This is a genomic window from uncultured Brachyspira sp. (assembly GCF_949287625.1).
Taxonomy (GTDB): domain Bacteria; phylum Spirochaetota; class Brachyspiria; order Brachyspirales; family Brachyspiraceae; genus Brachyspira.
In genome coordinates, this window is sequence record NZ_CASEGO010000011.1 from 16,762 (window position 1) to 37,183 (window position 20,422).

17 protein-coding genes and 1 tRNA gene are annotated in these 20,422 nt (G+C 28.2%); 9 read left to right on the forward strand and 9 right to left on the reverse strand.

Annotated features, from left to right (window positions below):
• Positions 1-310 precede the first annotated feature (310 nt).
• Positions 311-2,149: a methyl-accepting chemotaxis protein gene (locus tag Q1X91_RS03895; RefSeq protein WP_300753569.1), complete on the forward strand. Its 1,839-nt coding sequence runs from the start codon at positions 311-313 to the stop codon at positions 2,147-2,149.
• A gap of 97 nt (positions 2,150-2,246) precedes the next feature.
• On the opposite strand, the gene Q1X91_RS03900 is transcribed toward Q1X91_RS03895, so the two are convergent.
• Together Q1X91_RS03900 and Q1X91_RS03905 are read right to left on the reverse strand one after the other, a co-directional pair.
• Entirely contained in the window at positions 2,247-3,242 is a 996-nt protein-coding gene (locus tag Q1X91_RS03900) for a rhamnan synthesis F family protein (RefSeq protein ID WP_300753571.1), read from the reverse strand.
• Entirely contained in the window at positions 3,239-4,123 is an 885-nt protein-coding gene (locus Q1X91_RS03905) for an MBL fold metallo-hydrolase (RefSeq protein ID WP_300753573.1), read from the reverse strand. The genes Q1X91_RS03900 and Q1X91_RS03905 overlap by 4 nt, the downstream gene beginning before the upstream one ends.
• 185 nt (positions 4,124-4,308) lie before the next feature.
• Here Q1X91_RS03905 and Q1X91_RS03910 point away from each other — a divergent pair, with 185 nt between their 5' ends.
• From Q1X91_RS03910 to Q1X91_RS03930, 5 genes are all read left to right on the forward strand, one after another.
• A complete protein-coding gene (locus Q1X91_RS03910) occupies positions 4,309-5,082 on the forward strand; it encodes an exodeoxyribonuclease III (RefSeq protein WP_300753575.1) in 774 nt (257 codons plus the stop codon).
• Positions 5,083-5,153: 71 nt separating this feature from the next.
• Positions 5,154-5,486 carry an STAS domain-containing protein gene (locus Q1X91_RS03915; RefSeq protein WP_300753576.1) on the forward strand — a complete coding sequence of 111 codons (333 nt, stop codon included), beginning with the start codon at positions 5,154-5,156 and terminating at the stop codon, positions 5,484-5,486.
• 17 nt (positions 5,487-5,503) lie between these two features.
• Positions 5,504-5,824 (forward strand): YggT family protein, encoded by a 321-nt coding sequence (locus Q1X91_RS03920; protein ID WP_300753577.1) that lies wholly within the window; start codon positions 5,504-5,506, stop codon positions 5,822-5,824.
• Positions 5,825-5,826: 2 nt separating this feature from the next.
• Positions 5,827-7,956 (forward strand): tetratricopeptide repeat protein, encoded by a 2,130-nt coding sequence (locus tag Q1X91_RS03925; RefSeq protein ID WP_300753578.1) that lies wholly within the window; start codon positions 5,827-5,829, stop codon positions 7,954-7,956.
• 53 nt (positions 7,957-8,009) lie between these two features.
• Positions 8,010-8,219 (forward strand): DUF1858 domain-containing protein, encoded by a 210-nt coding sequence (locus tag Q1X91_RS03930; RefSeq protein ID WP_300753580.1) that lies wholly within the window; start codon positions 8,010-8,012, stop codon positions 8,217-8,219.
• 84 nt (positions 8,220-8,303) lie between these two features.
• On the opposite strand, the gene Q1X91_RS03935 is transcribed toward Q1X91_RS03930, so the two are convergent.
• Both Q1X91_RS03935 and Q1X91_RS03940 read right to left on the reverse strand, forming a co-directional pair.
• Entirely contained in the window at positions 8,304-9,050 is a 747-nt protein-coding gene (locus tag Q1X91_RS03935; protein ID WP_300753582.1) for a DUF3108 domain-containing protein, read from the reverse strand.
• Positions 9,051-10,560: 1,510 nt separating this feature from the next.
• Complete coding sequence (locus tag Q1X91_RS03940) at positions 10,561-11,916, reverse strand: PhoH family protein (RefSeq protein WP_300753584.1); 1,356 nt, start codon at positions 11,914-11,916, stop codon at positions 10,561-10,563.
• Positions 11,917-12,139: 223 nt separating this feature from the next.
• Between Q1X91_RS03940 and Q1X91_RS03945 the strand changes: the two genes are divergently transcribed.
• On the forward strand, positions 12,140-12,727 hold the full coding sequence (locus Q1X91_RS03945) for a DapH/DapD/GlmU-related protein (RefSeq protein WP_300753586.1): 588 nt from the start codon (positions 12,140-12,142) through the stop codon (positions 12,725-12,727).
• Positions 12,728-12,754: 27 nt separating this feature from the next.
• The gene (locus Q1X91_RS03950) at positions 12,755-13,849 is read left to right on the forward strand and encodes an alpha/beta hydrolase (RefSeq protein WP_300753589.1); all 1,095 of its coding nucleotides are present in this window, start codon (positions 12,755-12,757) and stop codon (positions 13,847-13,849) included.
• A 75-nt stretch (positions 13,850-13,924) separates the two neighbouring features.
• On the opposite strand, the gene Q1X91_RS03955 is transcribed toward Q1X91_RS03950, so the two are convergent.
• The 3 genes from Q1X91_RS03955 to Q1X91_RS03965 form a co-directional block, all read right to left on the reverse strand.
• Entirely contained in the window at positions 13,925-14,572 is a 648-nt protein-coding gene (locus tag Q1X91_RS03955; protein WP_300753591.1) for a hypothetical protein, read from the reverse strand.
• Positions 14,569-15,813 carry an AAA family ATPase gene (locus Q1X91_RS03960; RefSeq protein ID WP_300753593.1) on the reverse strand — a complete coding sequence of 415 codons (1,245 nt, stop codon included), beginning with the start codon at positions 15,811-15,813 and terminating at the stop codon, positions 14,569-14,571. Before Q1X91_RS03960 ends, Q1X91_RS03955 begins: the two co-directional genes overlap by 4 nt.
• Positions 15,814-15,931: 118 nt before the next feature.
• Positions 15,932-16,822 (reverse strand): LysR family transcriptional regulator, encoded by an 891-nt coding sequence (locus tag Q1X91_RS03965; RefSeq protein ID WP_300753595.1) that lies wholly within the window; start codon positions 16,820-16,822, stop codon positions 15,932-15,934.
• Between the two features lie 149 nt (positions 16,823-16,971).
• Between Q1X91_RS03965 and Q1X91_RS03970 the strand changes: the two genes are divergently transcribed.
• Positions 16,972-18,015 (forward strand): alpha/beta hydrolase, encoded by a 1,044-nt coding sequence (locus tag Q1X91_RS03970; RefSeq protein ID WP_300753597.1) that lies wholly within the window; start codon positions 16,972-16,974, stop codon positions 18,013-18,015.
• Between the two features lie 72 nt (positions 18,016-18,087).
• Here the strand turns inward: Q1X91_RS03970 and Q1X91_RS03975 are convergent, their stop codons facing one another.
• Together Q1X91_RS03975 and Q1X91_RS03980 are read right to left on the reverse strand one after the other, a co-directional pair.
• A complete protein-coding gene (locus Q1X91_RS03975; protein WP_300753598.1) occupies positions 18,088-19,884 on the reverse strand; it encodes a methyl-accepting chemotaxis protein in 1,797 nt (598 codons plus the stop codon).
• Positions 19,885-19,996: 112 nt separating this feature from the next.
• A tRNA-Gly gene (locus Q1X91_RS03980) sits at positions 19,997-20,068 on the reverse strand.
• Between the last annotated feature and the right edge of the window lie 354 nt (positions 20,069-20,422).

Sequence of the window (20,422 nt, forward strand, 5' to 3'; positions counted from 1 at the left end):
CTAAAATTAATGGTTTTTGTAAAGCTAAAAAATTAATATGATATTTTATTATTATTCTTTTATTTTAAAATTATATTTTACAATACATAAAAAACATTGATGCATATTTACAAAATACATCATATATAAATTTTTTGTAAACAAACAGGAATATTTTATTACATTAAGTGATATATTATAGAATATTAAATATTAATTAATATTACAAAATGTAATTAATATAGTTTTTATTTAAACAACAGGAAAACATGAAAAATATATTAGTTTATACATTACATAATTTTTTATTTTGAAGGAGCAATAATTTTTTATGAAAAGGAGACATTCTATAAGGTTTAAAATGCCGCTTATGATAAGTATAATAACTACTATATTTTTAATCCTCACTATTACAGTACTATCATATAAATCATTTAATACAGTAAGTAAATCTACTTTTTCTGGTTTTGAAAACACATTAGAAGGATACAAGTCTATGCTTGACTCTTGGTTTTCAGAAAATAAGACATTAATAAAAACTTATGCTATAACACCAGCTATAATAAGCTACCTATCTGGAAATATAAATGAAGATTATCAGTTGGCAAAAACATTGGATCATTTTGAATCAATTAATAAATTTTCTTTGAATATAGGAGTAACAGATACAAACGGTACTATATTAGACAATGCCAAGAAAGTTGAAATAGGAAATAATATACAGGATTTAAGACCTGGTATATGGGATAATTTTGTGCAAAGCGGATATGATGCTGCATACGGAACAAAAATAATAAAATCAAGTTCAGACGGTAAATTATCATTAGCATTGATAGCAGGGGTAAGAGATACTAATAACAAATTAATAGGCTCTATTTATATGATAATCAATTGGGAAGAAGTTATAAACAGCTTAAAAAAATTAAAACTTGATGATACTGGAAGATTATTCGCATTAGATGATGACGGAATTATAGTAGCTGATACATATGATTATATAAATGAAAAAGCAGGATCATATTTTGACCTAATAAAAAATGATAATAAACAAAAAGGTGTAATAAATTATAAATTAAATAATAAATCAAGAACAGCAGTGTATACTAAAATGGAAGAACTTCCTTGGACTTTAACTATGGCTATGGATAACAATATCATATATAAAGAAAATATTAATATGCTAAAAATAGCCCTATTAGTATGCATACTTTCTATAATATGTATTAATGCTTTTGCACTCTCTTATATAAAGAAAACTATGTCTCCATTAGACAGTTTAATGAAGCAGGCACAAAAAATATCTGAAGGACACATAGAAATAAATAATTCAAAAAATGCTAAAAAAGAGAGAAAAGATGAATTCGGAAGATTAGAATCGGCATTCAATATAATGAGCAAAAAACTTTCAGAAGTTATAAATGAAGTGAATGAAGCTGCAAAAGAAATTATACATTCCTCAGAAAATATGATGGAAAGCAGCGGAGAGTTATCATTAAGAACAGAATCACAAGCCTCTAGTTTGGAAGAAACTGCTGCTAGTATAGAAGAAATAGTATCAACTATACAGTCATCAACAGAAAATGCTGTAAGCGGCAAAGATATTATGAATGAATCAATAAACTATATAGGAGAGGCTGCAAATATTATAATGCAGACATCTTCAAATATAGAAGAGGTTTATCAATCAAGCGAAAAAATTAAAGATATAACTAAAATGATAGAAGATATAGCTTTTCAGACAAATATACTTGCACTTAATGCCTCTGTAGAAGCAGCACGTGCTGGAGAACAGGGTAAAGGATTTGCTGTTGTAGCAAGCGAGGTTAGAAACTTGGCACAAACTACTCAGTCGTCAGTTAAAGATATAGCAAACCTTATAGATAATACAGCTAAAAGAATAAATAATGCCACACAAACTGCAAGAAAATCTCAGGAACTGTTTTCAGAACTTCAGCATAAAGTAAAGGATACTTCATATTTAATGGAGAATATAGCCTCTACTGCATTAGAACAGCAATCTGGAGTAAATCAGATAAGTACAGCTATAAACAGTATGGAAAGTCTCACTACACAAAATGCCGCTTTAGCAAATGAATCTAGCAATATGTCAAGAACATTATTGGATAGGGCTAAAAAGCTGGAGAAAAGCATACTGTTTTTTAAATTTTAAGTTTATTTTATAAAATATATAATAGGCATTTGGAAACAATGGACATTATTTATTATAGTCCATTGTTTTTTATTTACAAAATAAAAATAAAATATTTTTATTTTTTATTTTTACGTTTAATTACGATTTTTATCCCAAATAAATTTATTAATATTCTATTCTTTAATTCATTTTCGTATATAAAGAAAGGTATTATACTTTTCTTATATTTTATACACTCTTCTCTAATTGTATATTCAAGAATGCTATTTTTATATTGAAGATCGTAATTTTCAAAAAGTAAATCTATTAAAGATTCCTTTGTAATATAGCACTTAATATCATATCCGTCATATTTAGGAACTATACCAATCGCTCTTTCTATAGCATGTGCTATAGTTCCGCTAATAGGAATAGGTTCTTTAGGAAAATCATTATATGATAAGTTTAAAGAAAATAATTTATTTAATGCTTTAGGTCTGTACCAAAACATAGTGCCTGCTGGAAATATAAAATTATTTGAAGAAGGAGTAAAATCTATATTCATATTATTTAAAAGATAAATCATATTTTCCTCATCTTTAGGACTCAAATTTAGTACATAAATAAAAATAGATGTATATACAGGAGGAAATATTAATCCGATATTATTATTTAATACAAAATTACTAAGTATATTCTCTGCAGCATTTTTACTAATAATATTTTTTACTAAATAATCAAACCAGCCATTTAATTTATCATCATGAGGAGACTTTTTTGTATGCAAATGACAAAATATATCATAATTGCTTTGCTCTTCTTTAAATCCAACTATCCAAGGAGCTATATCACGGCCTATATTTGGAGTAACTTTTATAATTATATTATTCAGTTTAACTATATTTTTTTTAGTTAATTTCTCAGAACATATGTTTTTATTTTCTTCAGAACATACGGATATAAATAAATCGAAATAAACAGGAAAATCTTTCATATAAAAAATAAATGAATCCAACATATCAATATAGTATAGATGTATATGAATACCTATTTTTAATTTATGTATATCATCTGTATAACAGTCAGAAAGTATATATTTTTTATCATAAAATAAAGAATCATACTCACTCATATATTAATATAAGAGCCCTCTTTAGCGAATGCCAGCTGCAAATCTATTTCTTCTTTTTTTAAGAAAGCAAGAAGTTTATTATATATAAGGTCTATCTGTGCATCAGTTCTTTCCTGATTATGATGATGAAGTATAACATAAGGAACATTAGCATCAAGTCCAACCTGTATAGCATCATTTAAAGTAGAATGTCCCCAACCAACATGTCCGTTATAATATTCGCTTTTTGTGTATTCTCCTTCTATAATAAGTACATTAGCTCCGCGTACAAAATCTATTAATCTGGCATGCAGCAAATCAGCATTATGATTATAATGTGAAAGCGAAGGGTGCTGTGCATGAAGACGTTTTTTATAAGGCTCATGATCTGTAAGATATACTACAGTTTTATTTCCTGATGTTATTTTATATGAAAGTGTATGACAAGGGTGATTAACCCACATACTTTCTATAGTCATATTTCCGAAAGTAATTTTCTTTCCTTCATAAAAAGCCTCAAACTTTAAATTAGCTGCAAACTGCTCTAAGTTTACAGGGAAATAATCTTTTGCAAGTATATTATTGATAGTATCATACATCTCTGTAGAAGAATCTTTAGGTCCGTATATTGTAAAGCTGTATTTATTTGAGAAAAAAGGGGCAAAGAACGGTATTCCGATAATATGATCCCAATGAAAATGAGTTAGGAGTATAATACTTTCGGTTTTATCAGATTTTAAAGCATAATAGCTGGCATTTTTAAGTCCGCTTCCAGCATCTAATATTATATAATTGCCGTCATCATCAATAACCTGAAGGCATGATGTATTACCGCCATATTCACTGAAACTATTACCGGGGGTTGGTATAGAACCTCTGCTTCCAAGAAACCTTACTTTCACAATTTAGCCTTACATTATTTTTTATACGTTTATATCATAATACAATAATAAAAAAAAATCAATCTGCTTCCTATTTATTTATCATATTTTTTAATTTTAGATAATTTTTATATAGTTGTATTATTATTATATAGAGTTTATAATAAATACCATCTACAACTATAATAAAAAAGGCTGATTAATTAATGAAAATAATATCTTGGAATGTAAACGGAATAAGAGCTGCATATAAAAAAGGGTTGGTTGATTTTATAAAGAAAGAAAACCCTGATATAATATGTCTTCAGGAAACTAAGGCTTTTGAAGAACAGCTGCCTGAAGATTTAAGAAATATAGAAGGCTATGAACTTTTTATCAATCCTGCTGACCCTGAAGTAAAAAAAGGATACAGCGGAGTTGCTATATACACAAAATTAAAACCTAATAAAGTAATTAAAAATAAATTAGGAACTAAGTTTTCAGACAATGAAGGAAGAATATTATCATTAGAGTTTGATGATTTTACTATATTTAATGTATATTTCCCAAACGGCGGAAAATCTGAAGAACATTTCAATTATAAACTTTCTTTTTATGATGAGATTACAAAACATTTAACTAAATTAAAAAGCAAAACTAATGTTATATTATGCGGCGATATGAATATAGCACATGAAGCTATAGATTTGGCAAGACCTAAAGAAAATGAAAAGAGTATAGGTTTCTTACCAGAAGAGAGAGAAAAAATAACAGAGTTTTTAAATAAAGGTTTTACTGATACATTCAGAATGTTTGTAAAAGAAGGCGGACATTATAGCTGGTGGGATATGAAAACCAGATCAAGAGAAAAAAATGTGGGCTGGAGAATAGATTATTTCTTTGTTAATAATGAAATAGCTCAGAATATAAAAAGAGCTGATATATTAACCGATGTTATGGGAAGCGATCACTGCCCTATACTTATAGAATGGGATAAATAAAAAACTGCTTGATTTTTTGACTTTTTATAATAATATTAAGGCAGTTTACTTTTTTATTTAAAGGAGTTATCATGGTTCGTACAATCATTGAAGATAAAACAGCCATAATCAATATAGAAAAAAATATTATATCTGAAAATGTTGATATACTAGAAGAAAAATTAAATTATGCTAAAAATGCAGGAGCTTTAAACTTTATATTTGACTTTCATAATATAGAATATATGTGCTCTTCTGCCTTAGGACTAATCGCTTCTGCTTTAAGGGTATCAGGCGAAAACGGCGGTACTGTTTATTTCTGTTCTTTAAGTAAAAAATTAAAAGCATTATTCGAGGCTACTAAATTTTTAACTATAGTGCATACTGCTAATAATGTAGATGAGGCACTTAACAATATTAAATAATTTTTTATAGGAAGTTTATGCTGGTAGAAATTATAAGATTTATATATGTAGTATGTATGCAGGCTTTGAGACTGTATTCTTTTATATGGTTTGTATGGATTATATTAAGCTGGCTTCAGGCTTTCGGAGCTATGCATTTAGACTATTATAATCCTATAGTAAACTTTTTTTATAAGATAACAGACGGAGTTATAGATAAAATTTTCGGCGGAAGAAGACTTATTGCAGGAGTGCTTGACTTATCTCCTTTAATATTTCTTTTAGTTCTTCAAATGGCAGCCCCTCTAATATTAAAAATAATATTTCAGTTTTTGCTAAACCTTGCTGTTAGGATATAGTTATGAGTTCATTAGATGATATAAGTAAGTACATTGATGACGGAGATTATAAAAAAGCCATAGAAGAGCTTGACATTCTTATATCTAAAGAACCTGATAATGCCAAAGCATTTTATATGCGTGGAAAATATGCTTTTATAGAACTTCAGCAGGAAGAGTTTGATAATACAAAATATGATGCAAGAAGGGCATTAATATATTCCTCAATAGAATATGATTTAAATAAATCTATAGATATTGACCCTAATATAGCAGATGCATACAGAGGTCTTATGTATTTAAATAGAGATTTAAAAAACATAGACAAAGAAAGAGAGTATGCTCAAATACTTTTTGATAAAGATAATACAGCATATGATGCTCTATTAATACTTGCAAGCAGCTATCTCAATAATGGAGAAAATGAAGCTGACTTTCATCAGGCTATAGGTTATTATGATGATTTTATCAAAAATGCTGAAGACAACAGAATAGCAAGGTTTGAAAGAGGGCTTTGCTACTACAATCTTAATATACTTCCTAAAGCCGATATTGAAGCTAATAAACTTATTTACGATTTTCCTTTTTATGATGATGCATATTTTCTTAAGGGAATTATACTAGCAAAAAACGGCATAAAGTCAGAGTTTTATGATGATGCCGTATTCTTTTTTGACAGGGCAATAGAACTAAACAGCCTAAACTTTAATGCTATATATGAAAGAGGAGAATGGTATTTTAATAAAGGCAATTATAGAAAGGCTATAGAAAATTATAATGAACTTCTAAAATATAATAATAAATACAGATTAAATGCTCTTCTTGGAAAGATTCAGGCTCTTCATGATATTATTATAGAAAATGAAGATAAGTTTTATCCAGACAGTCAGGAAGAGGGAAAAGACCTCAAAGAAGTTTTTTATTTGCTTGATAAAGTGATAAATGTACTTGGAATAAACAGCATGCAGTACAGATATTACAGGGCTAATTTGTATGCATATCAGGGCGAGATAAAAAAAGCTATAGCTGAGTTAAAAAAAATACTAAATGAAAATGATGAGGCTTGGATTTATGAAAAAATAGCAGAGCTTTATCATAATTATGCTCAAAGCGATGATGATTATAGAGAGGCATTAAAATATCTATACCATATTGATAAAAGCGAATACAAATACTCAACATACTATATAATGATATTCTCTAATTATGAGCTTAAAAATTATGATAAAACTGCTGAATTATGCGAAGAGCTTTTTCAGTATATTTATGAAGAAGAAGATGAGGAGATATCTTATATAAGATTCATATATGCTCATTCTCTTCAGATGATAGGCTCTAATAATTATGAGCTTATATTAAATAATCTTCAAAGATGCTTAAATAGTAAATTGGATAAAGCTGCTATATACCGTTCAATAGCAAAGATAATGCTTTATAATATGCCAAATAAATATAATAATGACGGAATAGATATGTTAAAAAAAGCCATAGGATTAAATGATGCTTTATCATATTTTATGTATGCCAAAGAATTATTTTACGGCGATATTATAATACCATATCCGGAACTAGCTATCTCTATGGCTGATATGTCTTTTAATATAGATAATACTTTGGAATGTGCTTTAACCATTATAGGCAAAGGATATGAATTAGGACGCGGAATAGAAAAAAATCCTAATAAGGCATTTGAAATGTACTATAAAGCATGCGAACTTTCTGATATAAACAATTCAAAATGTTCATGTGCAAAAGGGCTTACTGCTCATTGCTATTATAAAGGAATAGGCGTTGAAAAAAATGAGAGTATAGCTTTTGATATAGTTAATAAAACGGCTATGAGTAAAGGTAAAGATTCGCATGATCATATAGCATTACTTTATTCATACTTTGCCTTAAATAATATAAAAGGCTTTGATTTGATTACAGCATTATCATTATTTGACACTATAGAATCTCATGCAAATAATCTATATATAATAATGACTTTAAAAAGAATATATAAAAAACTAGGAAGAAAACATGATGTTAAAAGAATGGAGAAAATGGAGAAAAATGCTGTAGCGGTAACTGGGGAATTAAATATGTCATATTTAAGGAAATACTTAAAAAAGTTTAACAACTTCTATCCTATTTTAACTTTTACACTTTGACAAAAAAATAATTTATATATATTATAATATAAAATAAATAAGAGGTAACTATTATGATAAACAAAACTATGAGTATAGGTGAAATAATACAGATCTTTCCAGATTCTGCAGAGATAATGATGAGTCATGGACTTCATTGCGTAGGCTGTCATGTAGCAAGCTGGGAAAGTTTGGAAGAAGGATGCCGCGGTCATGGAATGAATGATGAACTTATAGATAGCTTAGTAAAAGAAATTAACACTAAATATGAAGCAAGCAAATAATTTTGTTTTTTAGCTTTATATAACTCTTAAAAAAGACAGCATATATTTTTATACGCTGTCTTTTATTTTTTTAATTAAAAAGTATTATTTTCCGTCTTTGTATTCTCTTATTATTCCTCTTACCCTTATTGTAAGTCCGTAAACTTTCTGCTCGGCTATAATTACATCAAGAGGCACCTGATTATATTTATCTTTAGCAATCAATGCATCCGTTCCGTATTTATCTTTTTCATAAACTCTTGTAGTGGCAAGTTTATCCCTTTGAAGTTTAGTTTTGAGGTCTTCCCCATTTTCTATTGTAAATCTTATATCTCTTTTTATATTCTTTCCTTCAAGCCAATTAACTTTAAATGTTCCTATATTCTTATCAACAAAACGCATGAAAAACACTAAAGATAAAGCATCATAAGCCATTCCGCTGAACTCTATCTTTTCATCAGTTGTTCTTTTATCATTAAAGAGATAATAATTTTTATAAAAAGTTAAAGTTTCATTATTTGTCCATTCGCCCTCAGAAGTATCTTTTTTAAGAACTAAAGGGCTAAAATCATTTGTAGAAACCCAAGCCTCGAATACATCACTTACTTTATAAACCCAATTAGCCGCACCAGTTGTATAAACATGAGCATAAAGATGATATGCTGGTATTCCGTTTACATTGCTTATAGCTAGAACTTTAGCCTCAAGTGTTCCTACCTTACCGCTTATATTAAACTCTGGAACTTGTGCTAAAACATCATATTTTATATATTCGCCTACTTTAAATGTTTGATTGTATCCAAATATAATATTTGAAATTAAAAGACTAATTATAAAAATATATTTTTTCATAAAATACAATCTCCTTTATAATGATAAAATTATCATATTTATTATATATAATATATACCTAAACAATTATAATTTGTCAAGTTTTAAATTTTATTTTTACTGCCCACCCTCTAAGATTTATTAACTTATTTTGATATTAACAAACTTTATTTAGATTTAAAAAGTTCAATTTATATTTATCAGCACCCGCCAAGTGTTATTTAAATTTATAATATTTCTTGAACGCACGTTCAATCGATTATTATATATAAACTAATTATTAATTCTAATTTGCATTATATATAAAAACTTCATGCTCCGTGCGTGGAGGAAAGTGCAAATTTTAAATCAAGCTTTGGGCGGGTGCACTTGAAAAAATATAACCCTATAGATTTAATTTAAACCCATTAAAAAAATAAAGCTCTTAAATCTAAAAGGGCGGGTATTAGAGTAAAGTTTTAAAATTTATTTTTCACCCCCACCCTCTAAATTTTTTAATACTATCTGTTATTATAAATTATTTTTATTTTTTAGCTTTTACTGTTATTATAACTGCCCACCCAAGTGTTTTTTGAATTTATAATGTTTACAACGCACGTTAAATCGATTCTTATATATAAAATAAATTAGATTTGTTAATCAATCTGTATTATAAAAATCCGCTCTACGTGCGTGGTGGAAAGTGCAAATTTTAAATCAAGCTTTGGGCGGGTGTACTTTTTGATGTATAGACTTTTAGATTTAATTAAAGCCAATATGAAAAATAAGTCTGTTAAATCTAAAAGGGCGGGTATTAGAGTAAAGTTTTAAAATTTATTCTCACCCCCACCCTTTAAATTTAAAGGCATTATTTTCTATTTTAGAAACGGTTTTTATTTCTTTAACTTTCACTTTTATTATAGCTGCCCACCCAAGCGGTTTTTAAATTTAGGACATTATACAACGCACGTTAAATCGATTCTTATATATAAAATAAATTAGATTTGTTAATCAATCTGTATTATAAAAATCCATTCTACGTGCGTGGAGGAAAGTGTAAATTTTAAATCACGCTTTGGGCGGGTGTACTTTTTGATGTATAGACTTTTAGATTTAATTAAAGCCAATATAAAAAATAAGGCTTTTAAATCTAAAAGGGGGGATTAGAATAAAGTTTAAAAATGTATTCTAATCCCCACCCATTAAATTTTTCAATTCCATTTGTTATTTATAAATGATTTTTATTTTTAGCTTTCACTGTTATTCTGGCTGCCCACCCAAGCGGTTTTTAAATTTAGTACATTATACAACGCACGCATAACGTAATTAAAAATATAGATTTTGTTTGTAATACAAATTTTAATATATTATAAAATTTCATTCTACGTGCGGTGAGTAAATTATAATTTAAACAGTACTTTTGCAAAAATGCTTTCTAAAATTAAATAAAAAAGTTAATATAAACTTTATTTTTATAAAAAATAAAAAAGCATAGAATACTGAATTTAACAATGCACTCTATGCTTTAATTGTTAATAAATATTAAATAATTTTATAATACATTAGCAGCAAGCTCGGCAAGTTTTGAACGCTCGCCTTTTTCAAGTGTAACAGTACCGCTTAATACTTCCGCTTTTGTACGGTCTATTAAATAAGTAAGACCATTGTTTCTTTCGTCCAAATAAGGAGTATCTATCTGATGAATATCTCCTGTGAAAACTATTTTTGTACCCTCACCTGCTCTAGTTATAATAGTTTTTATTTCATGAGGCGTTAGGTTCTGAGCTTCATCTACTATAAAATATATTTTGTTCAAACTTCTTCCTCTTATGTATGCCAAAGGAGAAATAACTATCTTTTCATTTTCAAGCATTTTTTTAATGTTTTTGCTTTCATCGCTGTCATCAGAATGTACATGCTGTATAACAGAAAGATTATCAAATAAAGGCTGCATATAAGGATCTAATTTGCTGTTAATATCACCGGGTAGAAAACCCAAATCTTTATTAGAAAGTGCTACTACAGGGCGTGCTAAAAGTATCTGTCTGTACTCTCTTCTTTTTGCTAAAGCAGCTGCAAGTGCTAAAAGAGTTTTACCAGTACCTGCTTTACCCATTATTGTAACTAAAGGTATATCATTATCAAGCAAAACGTCCAAAGCCATAGCCTGCTCTTCATTTCTAGGCTTTATTCCGTATGCATCTATATTGGTATCAACATGAACTATTGTTTTTGTATTATCTTTATATTTACCTATTACTGCCTCATCTTCTTCTTTTACTCTGTAGCAGAAATATGTATTAGGATAAATAGAATGCTCACCTTTTACTGCTATCTCTTTATTTTCATTAAGTTCTTTTATATAGATTTTAGCATTGTCTCCAGATATACTTTCTATACCTGTAAATAATGATGATAATTTTTCTATCTTGTCAGTATTATAGTCTTGTGTATCAATACCTAAACTTCTAGCCTTCATTCTCATATTAATATCTTTAGTTATAAGAATTACACGCTGATTTTCACATTTTATATTATAGGCACATGATAGTATTTTATGATCTGGAATGCTGTTTGAAAATATTTTTTTAAAATCATCTCTCTCTTCATTATTAACATCTATAAATACTTTACTTTTATTATCAAGCAAAGCACCTTTTTTAAAAATATCTTTAGTTCCCTGAAGCTCTTCATTTTTCTCTACTATAACATCAAGCTCTCTTATAAACTCTCTGGCATTGAAATTGATTGTATCGCTTCCTTTCTTGAACTTATCAACCTCTTCCAAAACTGTAATAGGTATAACTATATTTGTCTCTTCAAAAGAAAATATTGACTTAAAATCATGAAGTATCACATTAGTATCAAATACGAATACTTTTTTATTAGGTATAAAATTTTCTATCATTATTGCAAATCCTTTCCATTTGTATTTTCAGTATATAATACCGCCTACTTATAGTATGGTACATAAAAATAAAAAAAGCAAATTCATTTTAATATAAAAGAGTATTAAAAATGCATGTTAGTATTATGCTTTTTAGGTATAAAAATATATAACACATAATTATTTGATATAATTTAATTTTTCTGTAAAATACAAATAAATAAAAAACATAAGGAATGAACAAATGAATATGGAAGATTTTATTAAATACTGCAAAGAAGGCAATCCGATCTCAAGCGAAGATGAAGAATTATCACCGCTTTTATATGAATGCTCTCAAAATGCAATAAAAATAACTATGGAAATTAATAATAAATATCACACTGCAGATGAGGTAAGAGAATTATTTGAAGAACTTACAGGCGAAAAAATAGATAAAAGTTTCACATGCTTTCCTCCATTTTATACTGACTTTGGAAAAAATATAAAGATAGGAAAGAATGTATTTTTCAACTGCGGATGCTCATTTCAGGATAGAGGCGGCATTGTTGTAGGAGATAATGTATTTATAGGAATGAATGCTGCTATTTCAACACTCAATCACGGAATAGAAGTAGAATACAGAAGTACTACTTACCCAAAAAAAGTAGTGATTGGAAATAATGTATGGATAGGTTCAGGGGCACATATACTTTCTGGGGTAACTATAGGAGATAACTCTATAATAGCAGCAGGAGCTTTAGTTAATAAAGATGTACCCTCAAATGTGATAGTAGGTGGAATGCCAGCTAAGATTATAAAAGAAATAAATAAACTAAAAATAGCAAACTAAAATATAATAATTTAAGGAGAGTTTATAATGAAAAAAACAATATCATCAATTTTATTATTACTATCATTTTTAATTTCTTGTAATAATAACAGCACACAAAATAATCAAAACAAAGGAGAAAATAATATGGACAGCAGAGTTTTTAAAATTTACACAAATATTGAAATGAAAAAAGTAAGATTTAAAAATCGCTACGGTATAGAGATAGCAGGAGATTTATATTTACCAAAAGACTACAGTAATAAAAAAAATCCGGCATTGGCAGTGTCTGGACCATTTGGAGCAGTTAAGGAGCAGGCATCTGGTTTATATGCTCAGGAAATGGCTAGCAACGGTTTTGTAGCATTAGCTTTTGATCCGTCTTTTACAGGTGAAAGCGGCGGAGAAGTTAGAAACAATGCTTCGCCAGATATATATACAGAAGATTACAGTGCTGCTGTAGATTATTTAGGACTTCTTGATTATGTAGATAGAAACCGTATTGGTGCAATAGGTATATGCGGGCTTTCTGGTATGGCTATAACTGCTGCTGGTACTGATACTAGAATTAAAGCTGTAGCAACTGCTTCAATGTATGACATGTCAAGAGATATGAGCAAAGGACATATGGATTATTATACAAAAGAGCAGAGAAGAAAAATAAGAGAGTATTTAAGCGAGCAGCGTTGGAAAGATGCTGAAAACGGAAATTATGCTTTGGGTAATCATGAGCCTACTTTTGATGCAAATAATAATATACAGGCTTCTGCAATGGCTGTACCAGAAGAGCTTCCAGAAAATTCTGACCCAGTATTTGCTGCCTTTTACAACTATTATGCAAAAAGAGCTTATCACCCTCGTGCAATAAACTTCGTTACTTCTTGGACTGCCACTATGCCTTTTTCTTTCTGGAACTTTAATTTAATGGATAATATTGAGGATTTGGATACTACTCCTGTACTTTTAATAGCAGGCGATAGAGCACATTCAAGATATTATTCTGAAGATGTTTATAATGAAATATCAGGCAATAATAAAGAATTAGTAATAATAGAAGATGCAGACCATGTTTCATTATATGATGACATGTCAAAAATACCTTTTGAGAAAATAACACAATTTTTTAATGACAATCTAAAATAATATACAGCAAATCATTAATAATAAAACTCTCAGGTATTAATTTGCTTGGGAGTTTTTGTTATATATGTTTAAAAGTTAACTACTTTTATTAATTTCAAGCTCTTCCAAATATTTAAAAGCATAAGGAAAATCTGAATAGCTTTTAGTATGTATATCTGAATAATTATCTATTGATGAATGCACTTTTTGATTATGTTCTTTTAAATATTTATTTACAGCCTTATCATGATTATTTTGAAATACTTTATCCCAATGTTTAAATACATCATCTTTAATTAATTGTTTATCTTTTGTTTCATCATAATAATATTCAAGCCAGCTTTCCAATGCCTGATAATTAAGTATGAATATACTAGAATTAATATTATTGTATAATTGCAAACACTTATTAAATTTTTTTCTTAAATCTTCTATATGGCTGAGTTTAGCATTATCACAGTCAGTTATGAACACAATTATTTTTCCTAAACCATATTCGTTCATAGTGGAAGTTCTATTTGTTATAAAATCTACTATTCTATTTATTTCTTTATTCTTTTGTTCATCATCTTTAATATTTGCACTTAATTGATGTGTTTGAGCATTACCATGATATTTAATTTTATCATTAAGTTTTTCATTTACATATTTTTTGAAATATTCAAATTCAGTTTCTCCGGGTGAAAAACAGTACAAATAATATTTTTTATTATTTAAAGTATTTAGTGTTTGTTTCTTCCTCATTTATTTATATCCTCATCAATAAAAAACTTCGAAGGAACTTCAAATAATCGGGAGTTGTACTTTGCTTTTAGGCTGTTTCTTTTATACTCTTTTTCTAAATCTTCTATTTTTAAATCCTCAAAGTCAGAAGCACAGTATAATTCGCTTTTATTATCTTCTTTGTTTAGAAACCAATAATGATTTAACAATGTATTTTTAAGGCACATTAAATTTGTATCATGAGTTGATAATATTAACTGAGCTGTAGGATTATCCAAATCTTCAAACATATTTTTTTGAAATAAACTAACAACAAGCTCTAAAAGTTCAGACTGCACACCTTGAAATTCGTCTAATACAGATAAACTGCCGCTTCTTAAATTTCCTAATATACTAAATAAATTGACGGCATAATTTTTTGTTCCATCAGATTCTATATTTCTAAAATCATCTTCATAATTTTTATGTATAGATATTAATTTATATTTATTTTTTCTTAAAAAATTATTCATATAACTATTATTTTTTTTATCATTAGTATTTTCAATTACTTTTATATCATCTATACCCACATCAGCAAGAGAAATAAGTTTTTTGTATACATTCCAAAGACCTGAGCTTTTTAATAAAAAATATATATTATCAATATCAATAAATAATGCATCTGGAAAATTTATAAACATATATGAAAAAAAATTTTTTGTAAATATATCCTGATATTTTTTTGTATTTTTTTTATAATCATCAACACTATAACAATATGCCATAACTGTGATTTGATTTGGTATGCCTTTAATATTGATAAAGAAATCATTTCCATTTAATATATTACTATTATTTCTTTCAAAAACTATATTATCATTTTCTTTTAACAATTCATATTCTATTTTTTTATTTTTATTATCTAATATTATTTTATAGAAAAATAAAATATTATTATAATAAAATTCTAATGTGAATTCCGTATTTTCATCTTTACCATAAATCATATTTGGTATAAATAAATACTTATAATTTGCAGGAGCATCATGATATATATTAATATTGGTTAAATATGAAATAGCATTTAATAAATTAGATTTTCCGCTTCCATTATGTCCGTATAGTATGCATAATTTGGATATATAATCATCATTTATTTTGTATACAAATGGATTATTTTCAACTTCTTCTATATTGCTGTCATTAACTTCTATACGCATATCAAGAGTAACTTCATCATAAAATGATTTATAGTTCTTAGCACTGAAACTTACAAGCATTTATTTTCTCACTCTACCATAAAAAATTATTATATATTTCTAAATAAAAAATATTTCTCTATAATAAATTTTAGCATATATATAAATTAAGTCTAGTATTTTTTAATTATCAATTCTATTATAGAAAACTTTTATTCATTCTTTCCAAAAATATTTTGGAAGCCCTTGAAAACTCCTGATTTTTCTTCCATACAACATTAAGACCAGATTCCAATTTAGGCTTTAAAGGCAAAAAACATATATCTTCATTATGCATATTATCTATAAGCCTGTCCAAAGCAAAAGCATAGCCCATACCCTCGCGTACCATAATCAAGGCATTATAAATAAGATTATAAGTAGCAGCTATCTCAAAACCGCTGAAACTTCCTCCTAACCATTTTAAAAAATCATTATTCTGCATATCATTCTGAATAGTCTGTCTTGATACTATTAAAGGAATATTATATAAATCTTTTTTTACTATATACTTTTTTTGTGCGAGCTTTGAATCTCTTCTCATAATAAGCCCCCAAGTATCTTTGGCAGGCATTTTTAAATAATCGTACTTTGATAAATCGGCAGGGTCTATCAATACTCCGAAATCTAATAATCCTTTATCTAGCTTCTCTGTAATATCTTCAGAGTTTCCGCTGTAAATATTATATTTTATATGCGGATAGTCTTTTTGCATATCACGCATAATAGAGGCAAGCAATGCAATAGCCCAAGTCTCCCCAGCCCCTATAAATATATCGCCTGCTATTAATTCATCAGTAAAATTGAACTCAGCCCTTGTTTTATCTATCATATTTAATATTTCTTCTGCTCTTTTTTTTAGCAAAATGCCCTCTGGAGTAAGCTCTATATTATTATGTTTTCTTTCAAATAATTTATGCCCTATATCTCTTTCCAGCATGTTTATCTGACGCGATAAATTAGGCTGTGTTAAATTAAGATATTTTGCAGCCTTTGTAATATTTCCCTCTCTTACTGTAGTTAAAAAATATTTTAAAGCTCTTATCTCCATAATATTAAAATCTCCTTTATTTATTATAATACTAAATTATCAATTTTTAATCAATACCTAAAAAGTATATATATTCATAATCAATAAATATTTGCTATAGTTAATTAATTATTATATTCTATGAATAATTAAAAAAGGAGGATATTATAATGTTTAAAAATATTTTAAAAAGAGCTTTATTATTTTCAGCATATATGCTTTTACCTATAGGAAGCATCATGGCACAAAATAATACATTACAATGGGATAAAACTTTCAAAAAGAGCGATAAAGTAAATGTAAAGAAGGTATCATTTTATAACAGACTAGGTATAAATATAGTAGCGGACTTATACACACCTATAGATATTAATACCAATCAAAAATATAAAGCATTAGTTATAGGAGGTCCATATGGTGCCGTAAAAGAACAGGCTGCAGGAGTATATGCTCAGGCTATGGCAGAAAGAGGCTTTATTGCTATAGCGTTTGATGCATCATACAATGGAGAAAGCGGAGGCTCTCCTCATTATACAGCTTCACCGGAGGCATTTGCAGAAGATTTCAGTGCTGCAGTAGATTTTATAGGTTCATTAAACTATGTTGACAGAGACGAGATAGGAGCTATAGGAATATGCGGAAGCGGAAGTTTTGTTTTAAGTGCCGCTCAAATTGACAGCAGAATAAAAGCAGTAGCTGCAGCAAGTATGTATGATATGGGAAGAGCAGCCCGTCAGGGAATAAATGACTCTGTAAGCGATGAAGAGAGAAAAAAAATGATTGAAGCGGCTTCCATGCAAAGATGGAATGAATATCAAGGCGGAGAAAAACAATTTCAAATAGGTACTCCTGAAACTATAGATGAAAACTCTCCAGATATAGCAAAAGAGTTCTACAGCTATTACCGTACCAAAAGAGGTTTTCACCCTCGTGCTGCAACTGCTATGTCTGTTATAAGCAGTATCAGCTTGATGAATTATTATCCTTTGGAAAATATTGAACTTATATCTCCAAGACCAATACTTTTTATAGCGGGTGAAAAAGCTCATTCAAGATATTTCAGCGAGGATGCATATAAAAAAGCTAAAGAACCAAAAGAGTTAGTCATAATACCTAATGCTAATCATGTTGATCTATATGACAGAACAGATTTAATCCCTTTTGATAAACTAGCAGATTTTTTTAATACAAACCTAACAAATAAAAACCTTTAAGTTCTTATTTCTTAAATTACATAAAACACTATTATGGGGCTTTGAAATATAAAAAAGCCCCTATATTAATTTTTAAGCATGAAGTTTGAAATATTCAAGTTCTGAATAAACATTGTCAGTGCCATTAGCAACTTCTCTTCCTAGTACGGCACTGTTATGCACAAGATTGGCATTTTCCTGAGTAATTTTATTTAATTCATTCATAGCAAGAGCAATCTCCTTAACACTTCCCTCTTCATCAGATACTGCATTATGCAAATCAATAAGTACATCAGATACCTCTTTTGCTGAGTTTTCTATATTTAAAAGCACATCAAGAGAATGTTTTACAGATTCATTTCCTGTCTCTATTTTGGCTACAGTATTTTCTATTATATCAGTAATCTTTCCAGCTGCATCATTAACATTTTGAGCAAGAGAACGTATTTCAGAAGCCACAACTGCAAAGCCCTTACCTTGCTCTCCAGCACGTGCTGCCTCCACTGCCGCATTAAGCGATAATATATTAGTCTGAAAAGCTATCGACTGTATAAGTTTAATAATATCTGATATCTCTTTGCTAGATTCTGATATATCAAGCATATTATTTGAAATCGCAGTTACAGCTTCAACTCCTGCTTTGGTTTCTTCAGCTACTTTATTGCTCATGTCTTTTACATCATTAGTATGTTTTGAAGTATCCGATATTGAGGAAAATAAACTTTCTATAGAACCGCTTACCTCTTCTATAGCTGCTGCCTGTGATGAAGTTCTATCTGATAAATTATCTATACCGTTTGATATTTGACCGCTTGAATTATTAATAGAAGACATATGCATTTTTATTCCAGAAACTATTGAAGATATTTTGTTTTGCATATCATTAACTGAATTAACTAAATGACCAGATTCATCTTGCAAAGCCAAATCATTTTTATCGAATACGCTATTAAAATTACCGTCTTTCATTAAGTCTATTATTTTTATAGTATTTTTTAAAGGCTTAACTATTTTCCCGACAAGTAGCCATTCTATAACAAGTATAAGAAGCATAACAATAAACACTGCAAGCATTAAAAGTCTAAACTGATTATGAACTATACTAGCATCGCCTTTAAATATCAAAATCCAAGGAGCATTATCTGTTTTCTCTATAGCATACCATTCATTGCCTTCTATTTTTATTTCGCCTATATGAGAAGTAAGATTTCCTTTAAACTTAGCAAATATAGGGTCTTTAAATAAATTATTATTTTCATTTAATACATAATCACTCTTTTCATGTGTCATATATATTCCATTTTCTGATACTATATAAAAACTGCCGTCAAAATGCTTTTTCACATCCTCCATGATTTTATTCATATTTATAAAGTCTATAGCAAATACACCTTTTAAACCGCCGTTTGTATATATAGCTTTACTAAATGTAACTGTAAGTTCATTAACTGCGAAATCTATATAAGGATCGCTTATCACTATATCTCTAGTTTTAAGGGCATCTATATACCAAGGTCTTGAAGTCTGATTATAAGTACGGGAATATTCCTCTAAAGTATTTATGTATATGCCTCCTTCAGAATATGGAACAGTATCCCCAAAGTACATATTCAAATATCCGTCATTAGATTTTTCTACATTTGTTATGAACTCTCCGAAACTTACTAAATCCGGATTAGATTCCAAATTGTTAACTATTATATTAACTGTATTTTTTATTTCTCTTATATAGCCTTCTGTTTCATTTTTGGCATTTAATGTTTGAAAATATTTTTCGTTCAAAAATTTAGATTTATAAATAGGCTTATAGAATATATAAAATGCTAAAAAAGCAATAAATAAAAATATAGAAAATATGCTTAAAAATTTAAACATTAATCCTTTTCTCATACACAAAACTCCGTAAATATATAAAAATTAATTTAAAACCGAAAATATCGTAAAAAAGAGTAATAAAAAATTATTTTAGAAAGAAACAGTTAAAGAAATAAAGCCAATAATGAGCGGGCGAACGGAATCGAACCGTCATCTTTAGATTGGAAGTCTAAGGTAATAACCATTATACGACGCCCGCATTTTTTAAGTGTTAAAATTATAGCATAACAATAAAAAAAATCAATAGCATGACTAATATTTTTATAAAAATTAATACTTACTAATAAAATAAAGTTTTGAAATTTATTCTAACTCCCACCCCAAAAATTTTTGAATACTATCTGTTATTTATAAATGATTTTTAATTTTTTAGCTTTTACTGTTATTCTGGCTGCCCACCCAAGTGTTTTTTAAATTTGATAATACTCCCAAACACACGATTAACTTAATTATTATATATATACCTAAACAAATACAGTTTGTCAAAAAATAAATTTTTTAAATTTTGATATTTGCGGGGCTTTGCCCCACACCCCAGTTCTTTTGTTGGCAC

What these genes read in the sequence shown, in the direction of transcription:
- Q1X91_RS03895 (WP_300753569.1), top strand. Translation starts at nt 311, where the DNA reads ATGAAAAGGAGACATTCTATAAGGTTTAAAATGCCGCTTATGATAAGT.
- Q1X91_RS03900 (WP_300753571.1), bottom strand. Translation starts at nt 3,242, where the DNA reads ATGAGTGAGTATGATTCTTTATTTTATGATAAAAAATATATACTTTCT.
- Q1X91_RS03910 (WP_300753575.1), top strand. Translation starts at nt 4,309, where the DNA reads ATGAAAATAATATCTTGGAATGTAAACGGAATAAGAGCTGCATATAAA.
- Q1X91_RS03915 (WP_300753576.1), top strand. Translation starts at nt 5,154, where the DNA reads ATGGTTCGTACAATCATTGAAGATAAAACAGCCATAATCAATATAGAA.
- Q1X91_RS03920 (WP_300753577.1), top strand. Translation starts at nt 5,504, where the DNA reads ATGCTGGTAGAAATTATAAGATTTATATATGTAGTATGTATGCAGGCT.
- Q1X91_RS03925 (WP_300753578.1), top strand. Translation starts at nt 5,827, where the DNA reads ATGAGTTCATTAGATGATATAAGTAAGTACATTGATGACGGAGATTAT.
- Q1X91_RS03930 (WP_300753580.1), top strand. Translation starts at nt 8,010, where the DNA reads ATGATAAACAAAACTATGAGTATAGGTGAAATAATACAGATCTTTCCA.
- Q1X91_RS03935 (WP_300753582.1), bottom strand. Translation starts at nt 9,050, where the DNA reads ATGAAAAAATATATTTTTATAATTAGTCTTTTAATTTCAAATATTATA.
- Q1X91_RS03940 (WP_300753584.1), bottom strand. Translation starts at nt 11,916, where the DNA reads ATGATAGAAAATTTTATACCTAATAAAAAAGTATTCGTATTTGATACT.
- Q1X91_RS03945 (WP_300753586.1), top strand. Translation starts at nt 12,140, where the DNA reads ATGAATATGGAAGATTTTATTAAATACTGCAAAGAAGGCAATCCGATC.
- Q1X91_RS03950 (WP_300753589.1), top strand. Translation starts at nt 12,755, where the DNA reads ATGAAAAAAACAATATCATCAATTTTATTATTACTATCATTTTTAATT.
- Q1X91_RS03955 (WP_300753591.1), bottom strand. Translation starts at nt 14,572, where the DNA reads ATGAGGAAGAAACAAACACTAAATACTTTAAATAATAAAAAATATTAT.
- Q1X91_RS03960 (WP_300753593.1), bottom strand. Translation starts at nt 15,813, where the DNA reads ATGCTTGTAAGTTTCAGTGCTAAGAACTATAAATCATTTTATGATGAA.
- Q1X91_RS03965 (WP_300753595.1), bottom strand. Translation starts at nt 16,822, where the DNA reads ATGGAGATAAGAGCTTTAAAATATTTTTTAACTACAGTAAGAGAGGGA.
- Q1X91_RS03970 (WP_300753597.1), top strand. Translation starts at nt 16,972, where the DNA reads ATGTTTAAAAATATTTTAAAAAGAGCTTTATTATTTTCAGCATATATG.
- Q1X91_RS03975 (WP_300753598.1), bottom strand. Translation starts at nt 19,884, where the DNA reads ATGAGAAAAGGATTAATGTTTAAATTTTTAAGCATATTTTCTATATTT.